Origin of the sequence: Halomonas llamarensis, from assembly GCF_023555005.1 — a bacterium.
Lineage (GTDB): Bacteria > Pseudomonadota > Gammaproteobacteria > Pseudomonadales > Halomonadaceae > Vreelandella > Vreelandella llamarensis.
In genome coordinates, this window is record NZ_JAMJPJ010000002.1 from 65513 (window position 1) to 85323 (window position 19811).

Here is a 19811-nt window from a genome sequence, read left to right on the forward strand (position 1 = left end):
CTTGAGTGGCTAATGTTACGTTTAAACGATCTTAGCTATTATCTCAGCTACGATCTCTATCGCTACTAATAAAGTGTGGTCACCGCCGCGGGATTTCAACCAGCACCCGATGATTTCTCAGCTTTTGCCCAAGTACTTTAGTCAACTATTGGCACTTTACCTAATTTGGCGGGTATAAAAAAGCCGACTTGTTTATCAAGCCGGCCTTAAAGAGTTTTATCGATTCAATTGGTTACAGCTTTTGCTCAAACTCAGGCAATGCCTCGAACAGATCCGCCACTAGGCCATAATCGGCAACCTGGAAGATCGGAGCTTCTTCGTCTTTGTTGATCGCCACAATCACCTTAGCGTCTTTCATCCCCGCCAGGTGCTGAATAGCCCCCGAGATGCCCACGGCGATGTAGAGATCGGGCGCGACGATCTTACCGGTTTGGCCGACCTGCATGTCGTTGGGTACAAAGCCTGCGTCGACCGCCGCGCGCGAGGCGCCAATCGCCGCGCCCAGCTTGTCGGCAATGCCGTCGAGCAGTTTGAAGTTTTCACCATTGCCCATGCCTCGGCCGCCGGAGATAACGACCTTGGCGCCAGCGAGTTCGGGGCGATCAGACTTGGCCAGCGCTTCGTTGATGAAGGTCGATTGGCTGTTCTCGACCACCACGTCGACGGCTTCAACGGGGGCGCCGCCGCTTTCCGCCACACCGTCGTAGGCACTGGGGCGCACGGTGATGACTTTCAGCGCGTCGTCGCTTTTCACCGTGGCAATGGCGTTACCGGCGTAGATCGGGCGCTTGAACGTATCGGCGCTCTCCACGCTGATAATGTCGGATATCTGGCTGACGTCTTTGAGCGCGGCCAGCCGCGGCATGACGTTTTTGCCCGTGGTGGAGGCCGAGGCCAGCACGTGGGTGTAATCGCCAGCAAGCTCGGCCAGCAGTTTGCCCATGGGCTCAGCAAGTTGGTGGGCGTAAACGGCATTATCCGCCACGCGCACTTTACTCACGCCGTCGAGCTTGGCGGCGGCCTCGGCGGCGGCGTGTACGTTGTCGCCCGCGATCAGGACGTCGATATCGCCGCCGCTGTCCTTGATAATCTGTTGCGCGGCGGCAACCACGCTCGCGGTGGCGCCGGCGAGTTGGCCTTCGTGGAGGTCAGCAAGTACCAGAATGCTCATGCGATCAGCTCCTCTTAAAGCACTTTGGCTTCGTTTTTCAGTTTGTCGATCAGCTCGTCCACGGAGCCCACTTTGATACCGCCTTGGCGCTCAGCCGGCGGCTCAACGCTCACCAGGCTAACGTTGCTGGCAAAGGAAACACCGAGATCGTCGGCAGACTTGACGTCCAGCGGCTTTTTCTTGGCCTTCATAATGTCGGGGAGCTTGGCGTAGCGCGGCTCATTGAGGCGCAGGTCGGTGGTGATGATCGCGGGAAGCGAGAGTTCGATGGTCTGCAGACCGCCGTCGATTTCGCGGGTGACGGTGACTTTTTCGCCCTCAACGTTCACGTCAGACGCAAACGTGCCTTGCGGCAGGTCGGTAAGCGCGGCGAGCATCTGGCCGGCCTGGTTGTTGTCGCTGTCAATCGCCTGTTTGCCGAGCAGGACTAAGCCTGGCTGTTCGTCTTCCACCAGTTTGGCAAACGCCTTCGCCGCCCCCAGCGAGTCGACCTGTTCGTCGGTCTCAACGTGAATGGCGCGGTCGGCGCCTAAGGCAAGGGCGGTGCGCAGCTGCTCTTGGGCTTGTTTCGGACCGATGGTGACCGCCACGATTTCGGTCGCCACGCCCTTTTCTTTCAGACGCACCGCTTCTTCCACGGCGATTTCGCAGAAAGGGTTCATGGCCATTTTGACGTTGGTGAGATCAACGTTGGAATTATCCGGCTTGACCCGAATCTTGACGTTGTAGTCGATGACGCGTTTCACCGCGACGAGTACTTTCATAGGTTCCTCGCTTGGCTTTGGATATTAAGCCGTTACTTTTGAATGACACTGCTATTATCAGCGCCTGGTCATCATTACTCAAATTCATGCAAGCGTTTGATAGGTGCGCTGCTGGAAAACCTTATCAACATGCCACAGCTTTATAAAGTGCGACAACACTCCTTATCTACGCCCTTGGTCGCAATCCGGCTCCTCAACGGCTGCAAGCCCGTCTATCGCGCGATATGCTACGTCTAGAGAAAGCCGGATAGCCTAGAAGGAACATTATGCCTATCATGAGCCATAACCAGAAGCAAACGACCGTTTAAGATTAAGTTTATGTTTGCATAAACTCATTCTATGCAATACGTCACTACATAATATACAACACGCAAAACAAGGAGAGACCAGGGTGGAAAATAACGCAACTGAAACCAATGCTGCTGAAACCGTCGAACGCGATGTCATGGAATTTGACGTCGTGATCGTCGGCGCGGGGCCATCAGGCCTTTCTGCCGCGTGCCGCCTGATGCAGCAGGCCAACGAAGCCGAGCAAGAGCTTAGCGTATGCGTGGTCGAAAAAGGCTCCGAGGTGGGCGCGCATATTCTGTCGGGTGCTGTCTTTGAACCTCGCGCTTTACAGGAACTTTTCCCCGATTGGGAAGAGCGCGGCGCCCCACTGACAACGCCAGCCACGCGCGATGAGGTCTACCTGCTCAAAGACGCGAAAAAAGCACAGAAACTACCCAACGCCCTCGTGCCGAAAAGCATGCACAATACCGGCGGTGATATCACCCGCTATGTGATCAGCGCTGGCAATCTAAGCCGCTGGCTCGCCGAACAGGCGGAGTCGTTAGGGGTCGAGATTTTCCCTGGGTTTGCCGCGCAGGAAGTGATCATTGAAGATGAGGTTGTCCGCGGCATCATCATTGGCGATATGGGCGTCGCGGCTGACGGCTCGCAGAAAGACGGTTACATGCCGGGCATGGAGCTTCGCGCCAAGTATACGCTGTTTGCCGAGGGCTCGCGTGGACACTTGGGCAAGCGTTTGATCAACGATTTCTCTCTCGATGCTGGGTGCGACCCCCAGCACTACGGCATCGGCCTTAAAGAGCTTTGGGATGTGCCGGCCGACAAACATGAGCCCGGCTTAGTGCTGCATGGCTCGGGCTGGCCGCTGGATAGCAATACTCACGGCGGCTGGTTTCTCTACCATGCCGAGAACCAACAGGTGGTCTTGGGCTTGATCATGGACCTCTCCTACCAGAACCCATGGCTCTCGCCGTTCGATGAATTCCAACGCATGAAACACCACCCAGTGATCAGCCAGCACTTGGATGGTGGCAAGCGCGTGGCTTATGGTGCTCGCGCCATTACTAAGGGCGGCTTCAACTGCTTACCTAAAATGACGTTCGCTGGCGGGCTTTTAATCGGCTGCGATGCCGGCACGCTAAACTTTTCGAAGATCAAAGGGTTACATACGGCAATGAAATCAGGCCTGGTGGCGGCAGAGAGCGTATTTGAAGCACTCAACGCCGGCGACGAAGGAGGGCAAGAGCTCACGTCTTTCACTGAGAAGTGGGAAGCCAGCTGGGCATATGCCGAACTTAAAGAGAGCGCGAGCTTCGGTCCGGCAATTCACAAATACGGCACCATCGGCGGTGGCGCGTACAACTTCACTGACCAGCTACTTGGCGGCAAGCTCCCCACTGTTCACGACACCACCACCGATCACGGCAATCTAAAACCTGCGGATCAATTTGAAAAAATTGATTACCCTAAACCGGATGGCAAGTTGTCGTTCGATAAGTCTTCATCGGTATTTCTCTCCAATACCAATCACGAAGAAGACCAGCCCAGCCATCTACGTTTAGCCGACCCAGCACTGCCGATTCGCGACAACCTGCCTGAATATGCCGAGCCTGCACAGCGTTACTGCCCGGCAGGTGTTTACGAAGTGGTTGAGGACGATGAGGGCAACCCTAAGTTCCAAATCAACTTCCAGAACTGCGTGCACTGCAAAACTTGTGACATCAAAGACCCCGCGCAGAACATTACCTGGGTTGCACCCGAAGGCGGTGGTGGGCCGAATTACCCCAACATGTAGACCTCACCACACCCTAGTGATCGCTGCGAGCATGTTTATCTCATTGCTCGCAGCGGCGGTCATATTGGGTCAGCACCTCAATCGGCGCTCGGTGCGCGACGAGTCGGCGCCGCCCGGCTTGGGTAAAACGTACGTCGATCACGGGATTATCCGGCGAGCCTTCGACAGCGGCGACTTCGCCCTCACCAAACACGGCATGACGTATGCGCTGACCAGCATGAAAATGCAGGTTTGACGTATAGCCCGCCTTCGGCTCATCCACTCGTGCCTCAGCCACGGCAATATCGTCACGCCCTGCTTGCTCAAGGTAGCGTTTGACCAGTCCAGGAGACAATACGCTTAGTGGCTGATCGCTGGTATCACCGTCTTTCTGCAGCCTCTTCGCCATACGCTGGCTATCTTGCCAGGCGCTTTCCGCAATAAAGCGGCTGGGACGATGCTCACCACCATCGTGGAGTAGCAAAAGCGCTTCCTGTGCCCGCGTTATCGCCACATAGAACAGACGCCTCTCTTCTTCCAGGCGTTCATCGGTCAGGGGATTATCGCGACTGTAGTGGGGGAAATCCTCTTCATTAGCGCCTGCTACGGAGACAAACGGCCACTCTAGCCCTTTGGCCCCATGTACCGTGCTGATCAGCACTCCGCTGGCTTGATTTTCTACCGGACGCTCTAACAGTTCGATAAAGGCGTCGGGGTCTTGCACGCTTTCCGCTTGCTCAATCAACACGTCTAGCAGCCGCACATCTTCTTCACCTTTATCCCGCCGAGCGGCGGCACGTTTTAACGTCTTCTGCGCCTCAATGGTCTCTACCACGTGATGCAGCAGTTTTGCTGGCGACCACGCGGCAAGTTTTGGCAGCTCACATAGTAGCGCCCAGCGTTTTTTCAACGTGCGTTTTTGGATCGGCTTTAAGTCCGCCAGCACTGGGTCGTGGCGTTCTGGCCAGCGCTGCGATTGTGCTAGCTGATGGGCTAAGCGACGAAGGCGCTCACGAGCTACAAAGGGGGTAGGCTGTGCGAGCAGTAGGTGGATATATTCTGGATCGTGCAGTAATGCCGGGCGCCGCGCCAACTTCAAATAGCTCGCCAATGCCTGAACCAGCGGCAGGCGAAAAACGAAACGATCTTCGCGTAGCATGCGAAACGGAATGCCTGCCTGCAAAAGCGCGAGCTGAAACGGCACGGAAAGCGCCCAGCTACGCACCAAAAGGCACGCCTCGTTGAGCGCACGCCCTTGGGCTTGCCAATCCATCAACGCATCTAAAAAGAAACGACTCCCCTGCCCGACCCCCAACCAAGTTGCCGGGTTGCGATTATCGGCCAGACAGAGCTGGTCCGGACGGCGACGGTTAGCCGCAATAGCGTGGTTAGCCGCCAGCGCCAGTGCATGACCGTGGCGAAAGGTCATGGAAAGCGGGTAGTCAGTGGCAACGCCAAAAGTGGCCGTGAAATTTTCCAGCATTGTGTCTGGACGGGCGCCACGCCACTCGTAAATGCACTGATTGGCATCACCCACCGCCATGACCTGAGCTTGAGAACCGGCTAGCACTGCAAGCAAGCGCTGCTGCGCGGCGTTTATATCCTGATACTCATCGATAATAACGTGGTCGAGAAAGCCTTCGACCCGTGACCGCAGGGCATCATCTGCTTCCAACGCCTGAAGTGGACGATAAAGTAAGTCGGCATAGGTCATGGCCCCTTCGTCATGTAAAAGGCGCTCGCCTTCTTTAAACGCGGCCGGAAAGTAGTCAGTGTCGTCGTCAAACTGCAGGCGTTGGTAGAGTTCAGCCGGCTCGGCCATTTCCGCTTTCACTAAATTGCTGAAATGCGCCAGCGCCTCTAAGCGCTCCCCCTCCAAGGCGGCATCGCGACGTTCAGGTTGATCACGTAACACGTTTAGGCTGGCTTGACGCAATAGCCGCTCAAGTTGCCAATCCGCCGATAGCAATCGCCGCGGCGCAAGCGCCCCCCAGCGGCACAAGCTTTGCGATAATCGGTGCCCTAACGAGTGAAAAGTGCGGACATCGGGTAGCGTTTGCCCAGGCTTAGCAAGCTGCCCCAAACGGCGCTGAAAGTCATCTTTGGCCGAGCGGTTAAACATCAATACTAAGATGCGTTTGGGCGAGACACCTTGATCAAGTAAATATAGCACCCGGGCCGCCATGGTGGTCGTTTTACCGGCCCCTGCCACTGCCGCCACGCGGGCATGACCTTTGGCGTGGGCTACCACCGCTTGCTGCTGCGCTGTGAGCTTCACTCTGCCCCGCTGGCGCTGTCTGTGAACTCATGACCACCTACGTGTCCAAGGACATGCCATTGCCCGGCACTTTCAATGCCAATTTCTATCGTGCCATCCTCTTGCTCTTGCGTCGTAGCGGCCTCGACCAACTGATAGTAGACATTACGGCTGATGCGCGCGGAAAGCCCCAGTCGCACAGGCACTTGTGGCACTGCTTCGCCAGCAGGGGTAGATGTGATGCTTAGCGGATGATCCGCATCTAAACAAAGCTCATCGTCATACTGCGTCACCAGGTACCAGTCATTGCTGCGTTTATGCGCTTGTGTAATCACAAACGGGCAGTCCTCGACCTCAATGCGCCAGCGTTCAACCGGCGTCACTAAACAAACGCCTTCTGGATCTTGACGCAGCAGGCTTGCAAGCAAGCGCACCAACGCAGGACGTGTAAAGGAACGACCCTCGTGGCACCATTGACCATCTGCTTTAATCACTAGTGGCATGTCGCCTGCTAGTGGCGGATCCCACTGCTCTACTGGCGGCACGTTGGCCGCACCTTCACACTGTTGGAGCAACCGATCTAGATTCATTAAAGCCCCCTCCCCTCAGCATATACTTATGCTTAAACTAGGCCTGCCTGAGCCAGCCCATTGCGGATGTGCGCAGGCGCCTCAGGAACCGCCGCGCGGAATAGCTGATAAAAGTTAGCCGTGGTCTGCATCGCCACTTCATCTACGCTAATCCTGCGCTCGTCAGCAATACATTCGGCAACCTTCACAACCCAAGCGGGCTCATTGGGCTTCCCACGGTAAGGCACCGGCGCAAGATAGGGGCTGTCGGTTTCGACCAGCAGTCGATCCAGCGGGAGCTTGCGCACCAACGCGCGTAAAGACTCGGCATTACGAAACGTCACAATGCCCGAAAGCGAAATATAAAAGCCCAGTTTGATCGCTTCACGCGCCATGTCTAAATCTTCGGTAAAGCAGTGCAGAACACCACCCACCTTTGGGTCAGTGTGCTCACGCAACAGAGCCAGCGTATCGTCTTTGGCTTCACGTGTGTGAACCACAATCGGTAGTTCAAGCTCATGCGCGGCCATCAGATGGCGCTTAAAACGCGCATACTGCACGTCGGCAGGCACGCTTTCGCGGTAGTGATAATCTAGCCCAGACTCGCCAATGGCTACCGCACCGTATTGGTCTGCCATGTCGATAATATCGTCAACGCTAGGCTCTTGCTCCACCGTGTGCAGGGGGTGCAAGCCGGCTGAAATCACCACGTCTTGATGCTCGCGTGCGAGTGCTGCCAAGTTAGGCACATCCTCTAACGTCACGGCAATAGCAAGAAACTGGCTAACGTCAGCCGTGCGCGCGGCCTCTAGTGTGGCGTTAAGATCACCGCCATGAGTGTTATCAGATAAACGATCAAGATGGCAGTGGGAATCAACAAACATAGCGCACTCAATATAAACAGTGAGAAGGGAAATATTAAAAGCTTATAGCGTATAGGAGGGAGCGGCCTTATCTAGCTGGCCGGCCAACAAGGTTTCAATGCGATCACGCACGCTATAATCCTGCTGGCTAAAATGCACGCCAATCCCGGGCATCCGTCGGCCAGTCACCCCCTCGGGTGACACCCAAATTACTTGGCCGCTCACCGTTAGCCGCTCTTCGTCAGCGGGCAGTGTCAGCAGCAACACCACTTTTTGCCCCAGGGCATAGGGCTTATGGGTCGGCACAAAAATACCACCGCGATCCAAAAAAGGCATATAAGCGGCGAGCAGCGTCGGCACATCAGGAATGCTTAGCGAGAGCGCTTTCTGCGTCATATAAAGTCTCCTAAGGGCGGCTTACGAGCGCAACAAAGCCGCCCAACGCACCAACCATGCTTCAAGCACCAACTGCGGGTTCGGGTTAGCTCCTACCGCTAATAAACGACGCTGCTCGCGGGCATAATCCAGCAAGCGAAACCAGTCTTGCACACGACCATTCTTCATGGCTTGGCGATACAACGGCACCAAATCAGCATTGTGCAGACCCGTTTCATTACCCGATAACCCGAAACGAATAAGATCTTCTAACCACGCGATACCGTACCACAGGATACCATCCAACGCTTTACGGTCGAGTCGTGCTGCTTCGCTTACCGGCTCAGCGCCGCGCATCAATTGCTCAAAGCTATCATGCAGCTGATGGCGAAGCGCCCGCGCTTCAGGCGCGGCTAATTCGACTGCCAACAAGGGCAAACCACCCGCCACTTGCCACCAAAAGCGGGCTTCTTCTTCACTATGCAATTGCTCCAAGAGCCAGGATCGGCATTCAGCATAAGCCACACTCGCCAGCGACCACTGCTGGCAGCGAGAGCGAATGGTCGGCAACATTCGCGACGGCACGTCGGAAAGCAGAATAAAGAGCGTCTTATCGCCCGGTTCTTCCAAGCTCTTGAGCAGCGCATTGGCCGCTGCCACATTCATCGCTTCTGCCGGCGAAATCACAATCACTCGGTAACCGCTTTGCTGAGCGGTTTGGTTCACAAAACGGTTCACCCCACGAATCGGGTCAATACGAATTTGACGCTTACCCTCTTCCGGCGATACACGCAGCAAATCCGGATGGTAGCCCGAAGCGAGCATCTGGCAGCTATGGCACTCCCCGCAGGCGTGAGTGCCGGGGTTAGCACACAGCATTTGGGCGATTAACGCCTCTGCTACCGCTTGCTTACCGACCCCATGAGGCCCATTAAACAAAAGCGCATGGGGGAGTCGGCCATTTTTCTGCAAGCTCAGTAGTTGCTCCCACATGCCGTGATGCCAAGGCATAACCGACGCTACGGCCATGCTGCCACCCGCTTGGCTAACGCATCTGTAATCGCCACTTGCACAAGCTCCAACGGCTCTGCCGCATTGATGACGGCAAAGCGCTTGGGTGCCTGGGCGGCTCGCTCAAGGTAGGCATTGCGGACGGCGTCAAAGAAGTCGCCATGCTCACGCTCAAAGCGGTCACGCTCACCACCCTGATGCGATAAGCGCGAAGCCACGCGATGGTTTGCGGCCTCCACCGGCATATCAAGCAGCAGTGTGAGATCGGGTTGTAGCCCCCGCTGAACGAACTGCTCGAGCGTGGCGATCCGCTCAACGGCAATACCTCGCCCGCCGCCTTGGTACGCGTAGGTCGCATCGGTAAAGCGGTCGCACACTACCCAGGAACCACGCTCAAGCGCGGGTAGAATTTTCTCTGCCAAATGCTGCGCCCGGGCGGCAAACATCAATAAAAGCTCGGCATCGGCGCTTAACGGCTCGGCCGACGCGGGGTCAAGTAATAGGTGGCGTATATCTTCCGCACGTGATGTACCGCCCGGCTCACGCGTACTGATAACGTCTTGTCCTTGAGCACGCAACCAATCGACCACGCACTGTAGGTTGGTCGATTTACCCACGCCTTCGCCGCCTTCTAGGGTGATAAAGCGCCCGCGCTGGCTCATGATAGCCTCAACATAATGGATGATGAATTACCGATTGCGTATGTAGCGATTAACGGCGTTATTATGCTCACGTAGCGTACGCGAAAAGTGATGAGTGCCATCCCCCTTGGCAACGAAATAGAGCGCCTCCCCCGGCAGCGGGTTTACCGCAGCCTCAAGCGCCGCCCGACCTGGAAGGGCAATCGGCGTCGGCGGCATGCCGTCAATTACGTAGGTGTTGTACGCGGTTGCTTCGCGCAGATCAGCATAACTGATGTTGCCATCGTAACGCTCCCCCATACCGTAAATCACCGTCGGGTCAGTTTGTAAACGCATACCGCGCTCTAAACGGCGTTTAAACACACCGGCAATTTCACGCCGTTCCTCCGGCGCGCCGGTTTCGCGCTCAATTAGCGATGCCATAATCAGGGCGTCATAGAGGGTGTCGATGGGCAGGTCGTCGCTGCGCTCGGCCCATACGTCTTCTAGCACTCGCTCCATCTTCTCAAGCGATTGCTGCAAAATATCTACGTCGCTCATGCCTAAGTGGTAACGGTAAGTGTCAGGGAAAAACCAGCCCTCAGGATAGACGCCTTCACGACCTAATAGCGCCATGACCTCTTTCCCACTCATTTCTGCCGTGCGGTTATCAAGCTTCGGTGCTTTATTAAGAAGCTCGCGCATTTGGCGAAACGTCCAACCTTCGGGCACGGTAAGCGGATAGGTCACAACGTCATTACTGCCCAGTAACTCAAGCATGTCTTGGCCTGTCATCCCCGGCTCTAGCTGGTATTCGCCCGCGCGTAGCTGCGGCAGTTTATTCGGCGCGAGCTTAGGTAACAGACGAAACGCCCAAGCATCCGTAATAATGTCTTGTTCACCCAATTCGGCAATCACACGATGAAAACCCGCACCTGATGGGACCTGATAGAGCGTCGGCTCTTCAAGCGCTAGCGGTACTGAAAGGCGGCTTTGCCAATAATAGTAAGCGCCGGCTGCACTGATCGCACCGAGCACCAACACGACCAATAACGCCCAAAAAATTCGTTTCAAAACCTACCTCTTTTCATTATTTTGCTTCAACGACACAACGTGTTGTGAGGCAACGCCTAATAGCCGATGCCCGGCCGCTTGTAGCACATCATTCGTAGGTAATGGCCATCGCTTTTGCACTTGACCATTGGGCGTTACCAATGCCACCACCGGCCAAATGCCTTGCACCGAGTTACCGACCCACAGCTGCTCGACACGATGAAGTTCACGTAATGGCAGTGATGCAACCGTAATATGCCGTCGCGATAACAGCGCCTCACGCAGCGTGCCCGCCACCCCGCACTGCTCTAGCGGTGGGGTCCATACAGCACCGTTTTGTTGCCAAAATAGGTTCATGCTGGTGGCTTCTACCAAGTTATCTTGCTGGTCAGCAAGTAAGCCTTCAGCAATATCATCGCGTTGCCACTCGCGTCGAGCGAGCACATTTTCTAAACGGTTTAGGTGCTTGATACCGGCAAGTCGGGGCTGATGCGCAAGCCGTAAGTCGCAAATACACACACGAACCCCTTCATACCTACGTGAAGAATTCGGCGTAAATGGCGTGCGGCGACTCAATAAGCGCGGCGATGGCGTTGGCGGCAGTGCATAGCCACGGCCTCCGCTGCCGCGCGTTACCACGATTTTAAGGATTTCTTGTTGCGGGAATACCTCACCCTGCTCAGCGGTTTGCCACGTGGCTTCAAGCGCTGCGTCACTGGGTGTTTGTATGCCTAATACCTCGCAGCCTCGGTGCAAACGGGCACGATGGTAATCCCACAAAACAGGCTCGCCATCGCGCAATAGCACCGTCTCAAAGACACCGTCCCCATAGGCGAAGCCACGATCATCAAACGGTAGCATTGGAGACGCCATCATCACGCTCATCCTCGTGCGTTATCCCATTTTACGTCTACACCTTCTTGAACAGCAGCGAACCGTTAGTACCGCCAAACCCAAAGGAGTTGGAAAGCGCCACATTGATCGTCATATCACGGGCATTATGCGGTACGTAATCGAGATTACAGCCTTCCTGGGGGTTTTCCAGATTGATCGTGGGTGGCGCTACTTGATCACGAATGGCCAGCACACTAAAGACCGCTTCCACGGCACCGGCCGCACCCAACAGGTGACCAATCATAGACTTAGTTGAACTCACCGCCACATTTTTAGCAGCATCGCCAAGCACACGCTCCACCGCACGGCTTTCGGCCAAGTCGCCTGATGCAGTGGAAGTGCCGTGTGCGTTGATATAATCAACATTTGCCGCGTCAACTCGCGCATCTTTGATCGCATTGCTCATGGAAATGGCGGCGCCACTACCATCTTCGGGCGGTGCCGTCATATGGAAAGCATCGTCACTCATACCAAAGCCTACAAGCTCTGCGTAGATATTCGCACCGCGCGCTTTGGCGTGCTCATACTCCTCTAATACCAGCACACCCGCTCCGTCAGAGAGAACAAAGCCATCGCGATCCGCATCCCATGGGCGACTTGCCGCTTCAGGGTTATCATTACGTGTGGAAAGGGCGCGCGCCGCGGAGAACCCCCCAAGCCCCAAAGGCGTAGTCGCCATTTCAGCACCACCACACACCATCACATCGGCATCGCCATAGGCGATGGTACGCGCACTATAGCCAATATTATGAGTACCCGTCGTACAGGCAGTGGTAATGGCAATATTGGGGCCTTTAAAGCCGTGCTGAATCGCCATATTGCCGGAGATCATATTGATAATAGAGCCCGGCACGAAAAACGGTGATATGCGCCGCGGACCGCTTCTTTGCAGCGCATTATGATTGTGCTCAATCATAGGCAATCCGCCAATGCCTGAGCCAATCGCGACACCAATACGGTCAGCATTATCTTCGTTGCAGACGATCCCCGCGTCCTCAATGGCCTGCGCGCCAGCGGCCATACCGTATTGGATAAACAAATCCATCTTGCGGGCATCTTTAGGGTTTAAATAGAGACTAATATCAAAGTTTTTAACCGATCCGCCAAAGCGCGTATTAAAATCACTTGTATCAAAATGTTCGATGGGTGCAATACCGCTTTTACCTGCGACGATGTTGGACCACGACTCATCGACGGTATTTCCCACAGGGGTCACCAGGCCTAGCCCAGTTACCACTACCCTTTTTCGTGCCATTCGTTTTCCTCCAGGCATCCATGGTGACTTAACCCATTTGGATTATTTCTGCCGGTCGCTTACTGTAAACATGCATAGGCTACATGCACGTTAAGGCGCAACGTCGCTTATGTCGAGCATTTACCCCTTAGCCAAAAGGCGACAGTATAACGGAGATTACCTGCCAAATTCATTGCCCTATACAGCAAAAAGCCGCCCTAAGGGAGGACGGCTTTTATTTAGGCGGTAAAAACCGCCTCGGTTAGTAGCGCCAACAACACCCTTACTGGTGGGCGTTAACGTAATCGATCGCTTCTTGAACCGTGGTAATTTTTTCAGCTTCTTCATCAGGAATTTCGGTATCAAATTCCTCTTCCAGCGCCATAACCAGCTCGACCGTATCGAGCGAGTCGGCACCCAAGTCTTCGGTAAAAGAAGAACCGTTTTGGATATCTTCTTCTTTAACGTTTAGGCGCTCGGCCACAACTTTTTTTACGCGTTCTTCAATAGTACTCATCTACGTACTCCAGTCGTTCACATTAGCGGTTTAATAACCAGCCATTTGGAAACCGCAAGCCAAAAGCTGCGGGGTAGTTTATAGACGCCCTTTGGCAGACGCAACCGCCAAACCAAGGGCATCAACGCATATTCATGCCGCCGTTGACGTGCAGCGTTTCTCCGGTGATATAACCTGCGCTATCGCTGGTTAAAAACCCCACTGCCGCGGCGATCTCTTCGGGTTCGCCTAGGCGTGCCAGCGGAATCTGCTTGAGCAACATGTTGTGCTGAGCTTCCGGCAACCCTTCGGTCATGTCGGTGGCAATAAATCCTGGCGCTACATTATTGACAGTGATATTGCGCGAAGCCACTTCGCGCGCCAACGAACGGCTAAAACCTTCCATCCCCGCTTTGGCTGCCGCGTAGTTAGCCTGGCCTAAGTTACCCATGGTTGCCACCACAGAACTTATTGACACAATTCGCCCAAAACGTGCCTTTGTCATACCGCGCAAACACGCTTTGCTGACGCGATACACAGATTTAAGATTGGTATCCATTACCGCGTCCCACTCATCTTCTTTCATGCGCATGAGAAGATTGTCTCGGGTAATGCCAGCATTATTTACCAAAATAGTCGGCGCACCGAACTGTTCGGTAATCGTTTTCAGTATGCCATCAATGCTTGACAGATCAGTAACGTTTAAGCAAACGCCTGCGCCTTCAATGCCTTGCGCTTTGAGGTCGGTATCAATTTTTTCCGCCCCCGCATCGCTTGTGGCCGTCCCCACCACAATACGGCCTTGGCGGCCAAGTTCATGTGCAATGGCACGACCGATACCGCGACTGGCACCGGTGACCAGCGCCACTCTGCGTTCTTGTGTCATTACGTACACCCCTTTGTCGAAAAAGTGCTCATAACCTCGCGGCTAACGTTTAGTCGTTATCTGCAACCGTTTCGCGCGCCAGCTCCAGCGCAGCATCCAAGCTATCGGGATCATTTACCGCCAACCCCTTACTCCCCCGTACGATACGCTTATTCAGGCCCGTTAACACTTTACCTGGCCCACACTCAATAAACGCCTTAGCCCCCTGCGCACTCATGGATTCAACGCAATCTGTCCAACGAACGGGCCGGTAGAGCTGCTCTACTAGACGGGTACGTAATGCATCTATATCAGCGTGAGCTTGTGCGTCCACATTTTGAATTACACTATAGCGTGGTGCACGCAGCTCAATTTCGCCAATAACAGCCGAAAGTCGCTCAGCGGCCGGTTTCATCAGTGCGCAGTGCGACGGTACAGAGACGGGTAATGGCATTGCACGTTTTGCCCCAGCATCTTGGCACGCGGCAATCGCGCGCTCAACGGCTGACTTAGCCCCGGCGATAACCACTTGCCCCGGCGCATTATAGTTAACAGCCGACACTACCTCACCTTGTGCTGCCTTTTCACAGGCTGCCTCAACAGCGGCATTATCCAAACCTAAAATAGCCGCCATCGCCCCTCGGCCCGCAGGCACGGCTTCCTGCATGGCCTCACCACGCAAGCGTACAAGGTTAATACCTTCGGCAAACCCCATCACACCGGCACATACCATGGCGCTGTATTCACCGAGGCTATGACCTGCCATTACGCCGGGGCGCGGTCCTTCCAGCTCTTGCCATATTCGCCAAACGGCGATGCTTGAAGCTAAAAGCGCGGGCTGGGTGCAAGCCGTCGCGTTGAGTGACTCTTCGGGACCTTCTTGCACGACGTTCCATAGATCATAGCCCAAAGCATCCGACGCTTCTTCAAAGGTGGTTCCTACCACACTGTAGCGTTCGGCCAGCTCTCGCAGCATTCCTAGCTGTTGAGAGCCTTGCCCAGGGAATATGAGAGCAAGGGGTTGAGACATGTCGTTCACCTTTGCACTTGTTAGCGTTTGCTCATGAGAGCACAAAACACTGCACGGCCTATTGTACTTTTGGCCGGTCAGGTCGCCCCGCGGCACTCTTCATGAGTCCCGCGGCTTGATCAGCGTTATGGCAGAGATTGCCAGCGTTGCACTAATTGTTGCGGCAAATCGTGCTCGACTTCTTGCATCGCACGCACAATTGCATAATAAAAGCCTTCCGCATGAGCCCCACCGTGGCTTTTGATTACAATACGCGAAAGCCCTAATAAACTAGCGCCATTGTAGCGCACAGGATCAAGCTCTTTTTTTAACCGCTTGAGTGCCGGCCTCGCCAGTAAACTCGCCAGACGACCGCTCAGCCGAGATTCGAATACTGCCTGAACGCGTTCAATTAGCATATTGGCCAACCCTTCACTCGATTTCAGCACTGCATTGCCGACAAAACCATCGCAAACAACGACATCGAGGTTGCCGCGAAAAAGGTCTCCACCTTCAGCATAGCCTTGATAGTCAAAAAGGCCGTAAGCTGGATAACGGCGCAAAATCGTGTTCGCCTCACGCACACTGCGACTGCCTTTGGTCGCTTCGGCCCCAACGTTCAGCAGTGCCAACCGAGGACGCGCAATAGCGTCAACGCTCTGCGCCATCGCCGCCCCCATTACGGCAAAATCCACCAGCCGCGGCGCAGGTGAATCCACATTGGCCCCCAGGTCGAGCAGATAACAACGCTGATTGTTTCGCGTGGGGATCGCCGTACTAATCGCCGGGCGACTAATACCCGGCAGTGTGCCCAGTTCGCGCCGCGATAAGGCCACCAATGCCGCTGTATTCCCCGCGCTAACGCCTGCATCGGCGCTACCGTATAAGCTATTACCTGCCACACAGCGCAGCATTTGCGCCATGCTAGTATCTTGACCATGACGTAATGTCCATGCAGCCGTAGCATCTTGGGCTACGTGAGCGTGGCTATTACATACCACCAAACGTGACGCTGCCGCAGCCATTGGCTGCGGCAAGCGCGAAAGCTCGGCAACAACTTGCCGACCTGGGCCAAACAACAAAAGCTCTAAATCATCGTGGCGCAACACTGCTTTAGCGGCACCATGGATGATGGATTGGGGACCTTGATCGCCCCCCATAACATCAATTGCGATGCGCACGCGTTACTGAGCCACGGTTACTGAGTCATTGCGATTTGACCACTGAAAAAAAACGCAAGGTATTAAACCTCTACCACCTTACGGCCACGATAGAAACCGTCCGGAGATACGTGGTGACGCATATGCGTAGCGCCCGTCTCTTTGTCTTGAGACAGTGTCGGCGCGCTCAGGGCATCGTGGCTGCGACGCATACCGCGTTTAGAGCGAGTTTTACGGTTCTTTTGAACTGCCATGGGTGTTTACTCCAAGTGTGATAGGGTAAAAATTGCTATTTTTTGCCTTTCAATGCGCCACTGCTCTTTAAAGCATTGAGCACCGCGAAAGGATTTTCGGCTGGCGATGTTGTATCGTTCGAACCTTTGGCTTTGCTGACCAGCTGTTCAGGTGAAACATTGCACTCCTTTTCGTCATGATATACGACTTGAGGGAGGCTCAGAATCAACTCGTCCTCTACAACCGTCAGCAAGTCCAGCTGTTCATTTTTCACCAGTACGGGCTCATGGCTTGCAGGAAGTTCGCCTGCTAACGCCTCATCGCTGATCAAACCAAGCACAAACCGACTTTCCACTTGCTGCGGCATTGGCTCTAGGCAACGACGGCATGCAAGCAACATATCCGCTTGTAAGTGGCCACGAATTTCACGACGACCCTGCGCATCAATGCCAAACTCAAGTACGACATGGCAGTCGCCCGTTTGGTCACCGGCTTCTTCGACCAATCGCGCTAGCTGATTCAGCGCAACAAGGCCTTCGAGTCGTTCGTCGCGGGCTGCAAGCTTATAAGGCTCAACCCGGCTGGGGAGCTGTGAGGTCAACATAGGCGCGCAATGATAGGCACTCACCCCTTGTCTGTCAAAGCCGCCGATGCATTTCTTATCTCTGGGCGTATGTTGTCGGCTTCGTTACACTCACCGTCACTCGCCCAACCTTTATCTTTTATCGAGAGTTTCGCCATGCCAACCTCCTCACCTTTAGTGCTCGCCTCGAGTTCTCGCTCGCGCCGCACCCTGCTCGACCGATTACAGATTCCCTATCAATGCCAATCGCCTAATATCGACGAAACGCCAAAGCCAGGAGAGCGCCCACAAGCGCTGGTGCATCGTCTGGCCCTCAGCAAAGCCTTTGCGGTGGCCGATCACTATCCTGCCCACTGCATTGTTGGCTCTGATCAAATTGCCGTCTTTAACGACGAAATTCTGGGCAAACCGCATACGCCAGAGAAGGCGCGGGAGAACCTCGCACGCTTTTCAGGCCAGCGGGTGACATTCCTTACCAGCTTAGCGCTGCTGGATACGCGCCGCCAGCATCACCAAGTGCATGTTGAACCGTTTGACGCTGTATTCCGTACGCTTTCAGAGACTGAAATTGCCTATTACGTCGCGCAAGAACAACCGCTAGACAGTGCCGGCAGTTTCTACATGGAAGGGTTAGGCATTGCGCTCTTTGCCTCGCTGGAAGGTCGAGACCCCAACGCACTCGTCGGCCTCCCTCTGATTGCCCTATGCGATATGCTACGCCAAGCAGGCCTCAACCCGCTTGAGCAAAGGCTTAATGGTTAGACGACTTAATAAGCAATAGGCGATGGCGACGTGGAGAACCCCAACACCTGAGCGGCGGTTTGTGTAAAACGTCGCGTCAAACGATCAAACGGATCAAGACTCGGCGTATAATCCTCCCAGCGAACCTCTCCCAAGTAGTCACGCGATAGCGACTCAAGCGAATCCAGCCGATCAACCAAGCCAAGCTCCATCGCCTGCTCGCCGCTCCATATCAAGCCCGAAAAAATGTCCTCTTCATCGCTTAAGCGCTCCCCGCGCCCTGCGCGGACATCGTCAATAAACTGCTGATGCGTGCTGTCCAGCACCGTTTGCCAAAACGCCACCGTTTCATCATCCAGGGGCTTAAATGGGTCTAAAAAGGCTTTGTTTTCGCCTGCCGTCACTACCCGCCGCTCAATACCGATTGAGTCAATAGCTTCATTAAAGCCAAATCCTGAGTAGATAACGCCAATAGATCCTACCAAGCTCACCGGGGAAGCGGCGATTTCATCCGCCGCTACGGCAATGTAGTAGCCGCCACTGGCACCGATGTCTTCAATCAGTGCAATAATGGGCTTATCGCCTGACTCCCGCAGGCGCATCATCTCAGCAAAAATACGCTGTGACTGAACGGGGCTGCCGCCAGGGCTATCGATATGCACTACCACGGCTTGGGTAGCGTCTGAAGACCAGGCGCGATTAAGCCCCCGAATAATACGCTCCGCGTTGGCGGGAGAATCGCGGCTAATCACACCTTTGACTTCCACAATACCCAAATGCGGCTGCGTCGGCATGGCACTGCCCATGCCAGCTTGAAAAATACTGTAGGCACTCAGCGAAAGCGAGGCCAATACAATTGCTACTAGAATGAAGCGGAAGAATAGCTTCCAACGACGGCTGCGGCGCTGCTCGGTCAACACGCCACCGATCCAGCGGTCCATCATTTCCATCTGTGCTAGGCGCTGACGCTCCACCAGCGTTGCAGCATCATCTTCAGGCTTACCTGCTGTTGGCGAAGCGTGCTCTTGCTTCGCGCCACCTGGTGCGACCGACGCATTTTGCGTCCAAGGGTCGCGTTTACCCGCTTCGAGCTCATCGTCATCGGGCGTTTTCAAATGTTCGTCACTCATGCGGATATCCTTAAAAAGCCGTATTACGCATTATTACGCATTATTGCTGGCACTCGCGGTGCAGCCAATCAAATAAACTCTCTACGCTGTGGGCCAAATATTCCGGCTCGCTGGCGAAAAGACGTTCCACCGAGTGCACGCCATAGCTCACGCCCACCCGCGGCATGCCTAACGCCCGGGCCATTTCCAGATCATACTCGGTGTCGCCTACCATCACCGCACGCTCGACAGGCACCTTGAGCTCGTCTAACAGCTCGCTCAGCATTTGTGGGTGTGGCTTGGAGCGCGTTTCATCCGCCGTGCGGCTGGCGTGAAACCAATCAGCGCTTTGCGTATCTCGAAAAATGCGGTCTAACCCGCGGCGAGTCTTGCCCGTCGCCACGGCAAACTTTAACGCTTTTCGCTGACGTAACGCCCTAAGAGACGTTTCCACACCGCCAAAAAACGTCATCGGCGTGGGGTCGGCATGCACAAAGTAATGCGCATAGCGCTCGCGTAGGCGGGCTGACTGCGCAGGCAAAATTCCAGGGCAGAGCTTATCCACCGCTTCTGGCAATCCAAGCCCGATGATGTCCTCGACCGCTGGACCTGCCAGATCACCCCACTGCGCATCGCGCGCGGCAGACTGCATGCTAGACACAATTCGCGGCACAGAATCCATTAACGTGCCATCCCAATCAAAAATTACAAGTTCAAAACGCATATCGGACCTATAAA

The 19811-nt window shown here is 54.9% G+C and carries 21 protein-coding genes; 2 read left to right on the forward strand and 19 right to left on the reverse strand.

Going from position 1 to position 19811, the window contains the following annotated elements; all coding sequences use genetic code 11:
• Window positions 1-232 precede the first annotated feature (232 nt).
• Together M8006_RS02300 and M8006_RS02305 are read right to left on the reverse strand one after the other, a co-directional pair.
• Window positions 233-1171, reverse strand: a complete 939-nt coding sequence (locus M8006_RS02300; protein ID WP_250079665.1) for an electron transfer flavoprotein subunit alpha/FixB family protein — start codon at window positions 1169-1171, stop codon at window positions 233-235.
• A 14-nt stretch (window positions 1172-1185) separates the two neighbouring features.
• Window positions 1186-1935, reverse strand: coding sequence for an electron transfer flavoprotein subunit beta/FixA family protein (locus M8006_RS02305; RefSeq protein WP_250079666.1), 750 nt, complete (start codon window positions 1933-1935; stop codon window positions 1186-1188).
• 445 nt (window positions 1936-2380) lie between these two features.
• Here M8006_RS02305 and M8006_RS02310 point away from each other — a divergent pair, with 445 nt between their 5' ends.
• Window positions 2381-4021, forward strand: coding sequence for an electron transfer flavoprotein-ubiquinone oxidoreductase (locus M8006_RS02310; RefSeq protein WP_250079941.1), 1641 nt, complete (start codon window positions 2381-2383; stop codon window positions 4019-4021).
• A gap of 40 nt (window positions 4022-4061) precedes the next feature.
• On the opposite strand, the gene M8006_RS02315 is transcribed toward M8006_RS02310, so the two are convergent.
• The 15 genes from M8006_RS02315 to M8006_RS02385 all read right to left on the reverse strand — a co-directional run bounded on the left by M8006_RS02315 (window position 4062) and on the right by M8006_RS02385 (window position 17244).
• Window positions 4062-6278, reverse strand: coding sequence for an ATP-dependent helicase (locus M8006_RS02315; protein ID WP_250079668.1), 2217 nt, complete (start codon window positions 6276-6278; stop codon window positions 4062-4064).
• Window positions 6275-6847 carry a DUF1285 domain-containing protein gene (locus tag M8006_RS02320; RefSeq protein WP_250079671.1) on the reverse strand — a complete coding sequence of 191 codons (573 nt, stop codon included), beginning with the start codon at window positions 6845-6847 and terminating at the stop codon, window positions 6275-6277. Before M8006_RS02320 ends, M8006_RS02315 begins: the two co-directional genes overlap by 4 nt.
• A gap of 32 nt (window positions 6848-6879) precedes the next feature.
• A complete protein-coding gene (locus M8006_RS02325) occupies window positions 6880-7710 on the reverse strand; it encodes a TatD family hydrolase (protein WP_250079673.1) in 831 nt (276 codons plus the stop codon).
• A 42-nt stretch (window positions 7711-7752) separates the two neighbouring features.
• Window positions 7753-8085 carry a PilZ domain-containing protein gene (locus M8006_RS02330; RefSeq protein ID WP_250079674.1) on the reverse strand — a complete coding sequence of 111 codons (333 nt, stop codon included), beginning with the start codon at window positions 8083-8085 and terminating at the stop codon, window positions 7753-7755.
• 21 nt (window positions 8086-8106) lie between these two features.
• The gene (locus tag M8006_RS02335; RefSeq protein ID WP_250079677.1) at window positions 8107-9093 is read right to left on the reverse strand and encodes a DNA polymerase III subunit delta'; all 987 of its coding nucleotides are present in this window, start codon (window positions 9091-9093) and stop codon (window positions 8107-8109) included.
• A complete protein-coding gene (gene tmk, locus M8006_RS02340) occupies window positions 9084-9737 on the reverse strand; it encodes a dTMP kinase (RefSeq protein ID WP_250079679.1) in 654 nt (217 codons plus the stop codon). The genes M8006_RS02335 and tmk overlap by 10 nt, the downstream gene beginning before the upstream one ends.
• Before the next feature lie 27 nt (window positions 9738-9764).
• Window positions 9765-10769, reverse strand: coding sequence for an endolytic transglycosylase MltG (mltG, locus tag M8006_RS02345; protein WP_250079681.1), 1005 nt, complete (start codon window positions 10767-10769; stop codon window positions 9765-9767).
• A 3-nt stretch (window positions 10770-10772) separates the two neighbouring features.
• A complete protein-coding gene (gene pabC, locus M8006_RS02350) occupies window positions 10773-11624 on the reverse strand; it encodes an aminodeoxychorismate lyase (RefSeq protein ID WP_347709735.1) in 852 nt (283 codons plus the stop codon).
• Between the two features lie 34 nt (window positions 11625-11658).
• Window positions 11659-12897 (reverse strand): beta-ketoacyl-ACP synthase II, encoded by a 1239-nt coding sequence (gene fabF, locus M8006_RS02355; RefSeq protein WP_250079683.1) that lies wholly within the window; start codon window positions 12895-12897, stop codon window positions 11659-11661.
• Window positions 12898-13159: 262 nt separating this feature from the next.
• Window positions 13160-13393: an acyl carrier protein gene (acpP, locus tag M8006_RS02360; protein ID WP_100819851.1), complete on the reverse strand. Its 234-nt coding sequence runs from the start codon at window positions 13391-13393 to the stop codon at window positions 13160-13162.
• 121 nt (window positions 13394-13514) lie between these two features.
• The gene (fabG, locus tag M8006_RS02365) at window positions 13515-14258 is read right to left on the reverse strand and encodes a 3-oxoacyl-ACP reductase FabG (RefSeq protein WP_250079685.1); all 744 of its coding nucleotides are present in this window, start codon (window positions 14256-14258) and stop codon (window positions 13515-13517) included.
• Between the two features lie 49 nt (window positions 14259-14307).
• Window positions 14308-15267 (reverse strand): ACP S-malonyltransferase, encoded by a 960-nt coding sequence (fabD, locus tag M8006_RS02370; protein ID WP_250079687.1) that lies wholly within the window; start codon window positions 15265-15267, stop codon window positions 14308-14310.
• A gap of 125 nt (window positions 15268-15392) precedes the next feature.
• Complete coding sequence (gene plsX, locus M8006_RS02375; protein WP_250079689.1) at window positions 15393-16427, reverse strand: phosphate acyltransferase PlsX; 1035 nt, start codon at window positions 16425-16427, stop codon at window positions 15393-15395.
• Window positions 16428-16489: 62 nt separating this feature from the next.
• Entirely contained in the window at window positions 16490-16660 is a 171-nt protein-coding gene (rpmF, locus tag M8006_RS02380; protein ID WP_250079691.1) for a 50S ribosomal protein L32, read from the reverse strand.
• A 35-nt stretch (window positions 16661-16695) separates the two neighbouring features.
• Window positions 16696-17244, reverse strand: a complete 549-nt coding sequence (locus tag M8006_RS02385; protein ID WP_250079694.1) for a YceD family protein — start codon at window positions 17242-17244, stop codon at window positions 16696-16698.
• Between the two features lie 135 nt (window positions 17245-17379).
• On the opposite strand from M8006_RS02385, the gene M8006_RS02390 reads away from it, so the two are divergent.
• A complete protein-coding gene (locus tag M8006_RS02390; RefSeq protein ID WP_250079695.1) occupies window positions 17380-17985 on the forward strand; it encodes a Maf family protein in 606 nt (201 codons plus the stop codon).
• Window positions 17986-17990: 5 nt separating this feature from the next.
• On the opposite strand, the gene sppA is transcribed toward M8006_RS02390, so the two are convergent.
• On the reverse strand, window positions 17991-19094 hold the full coding sequence (sppA, locus tag M8006_RS02395; protein ID WP_250079698.1) for a signal peptide peptidase SppA: 1104 nt from the start codon (window positions 19092-19094) through the stop codon (window positions 17991-17993).
• Window positions 19095-19134: 40 nt separating this feature from the next.
• Window positions 19135-19797 (reverse strand): HAD family hydrolase, encoded by a 663-nt coding sequence (locus M8006_RS02400; protein ID WP_250079699.1) that lies wholly within the window; start codon window positions 19795-19797, stop codon window positions 19135-19137.
• Window positions 19798-19811 lie beyond the last annotated feature (14 nt).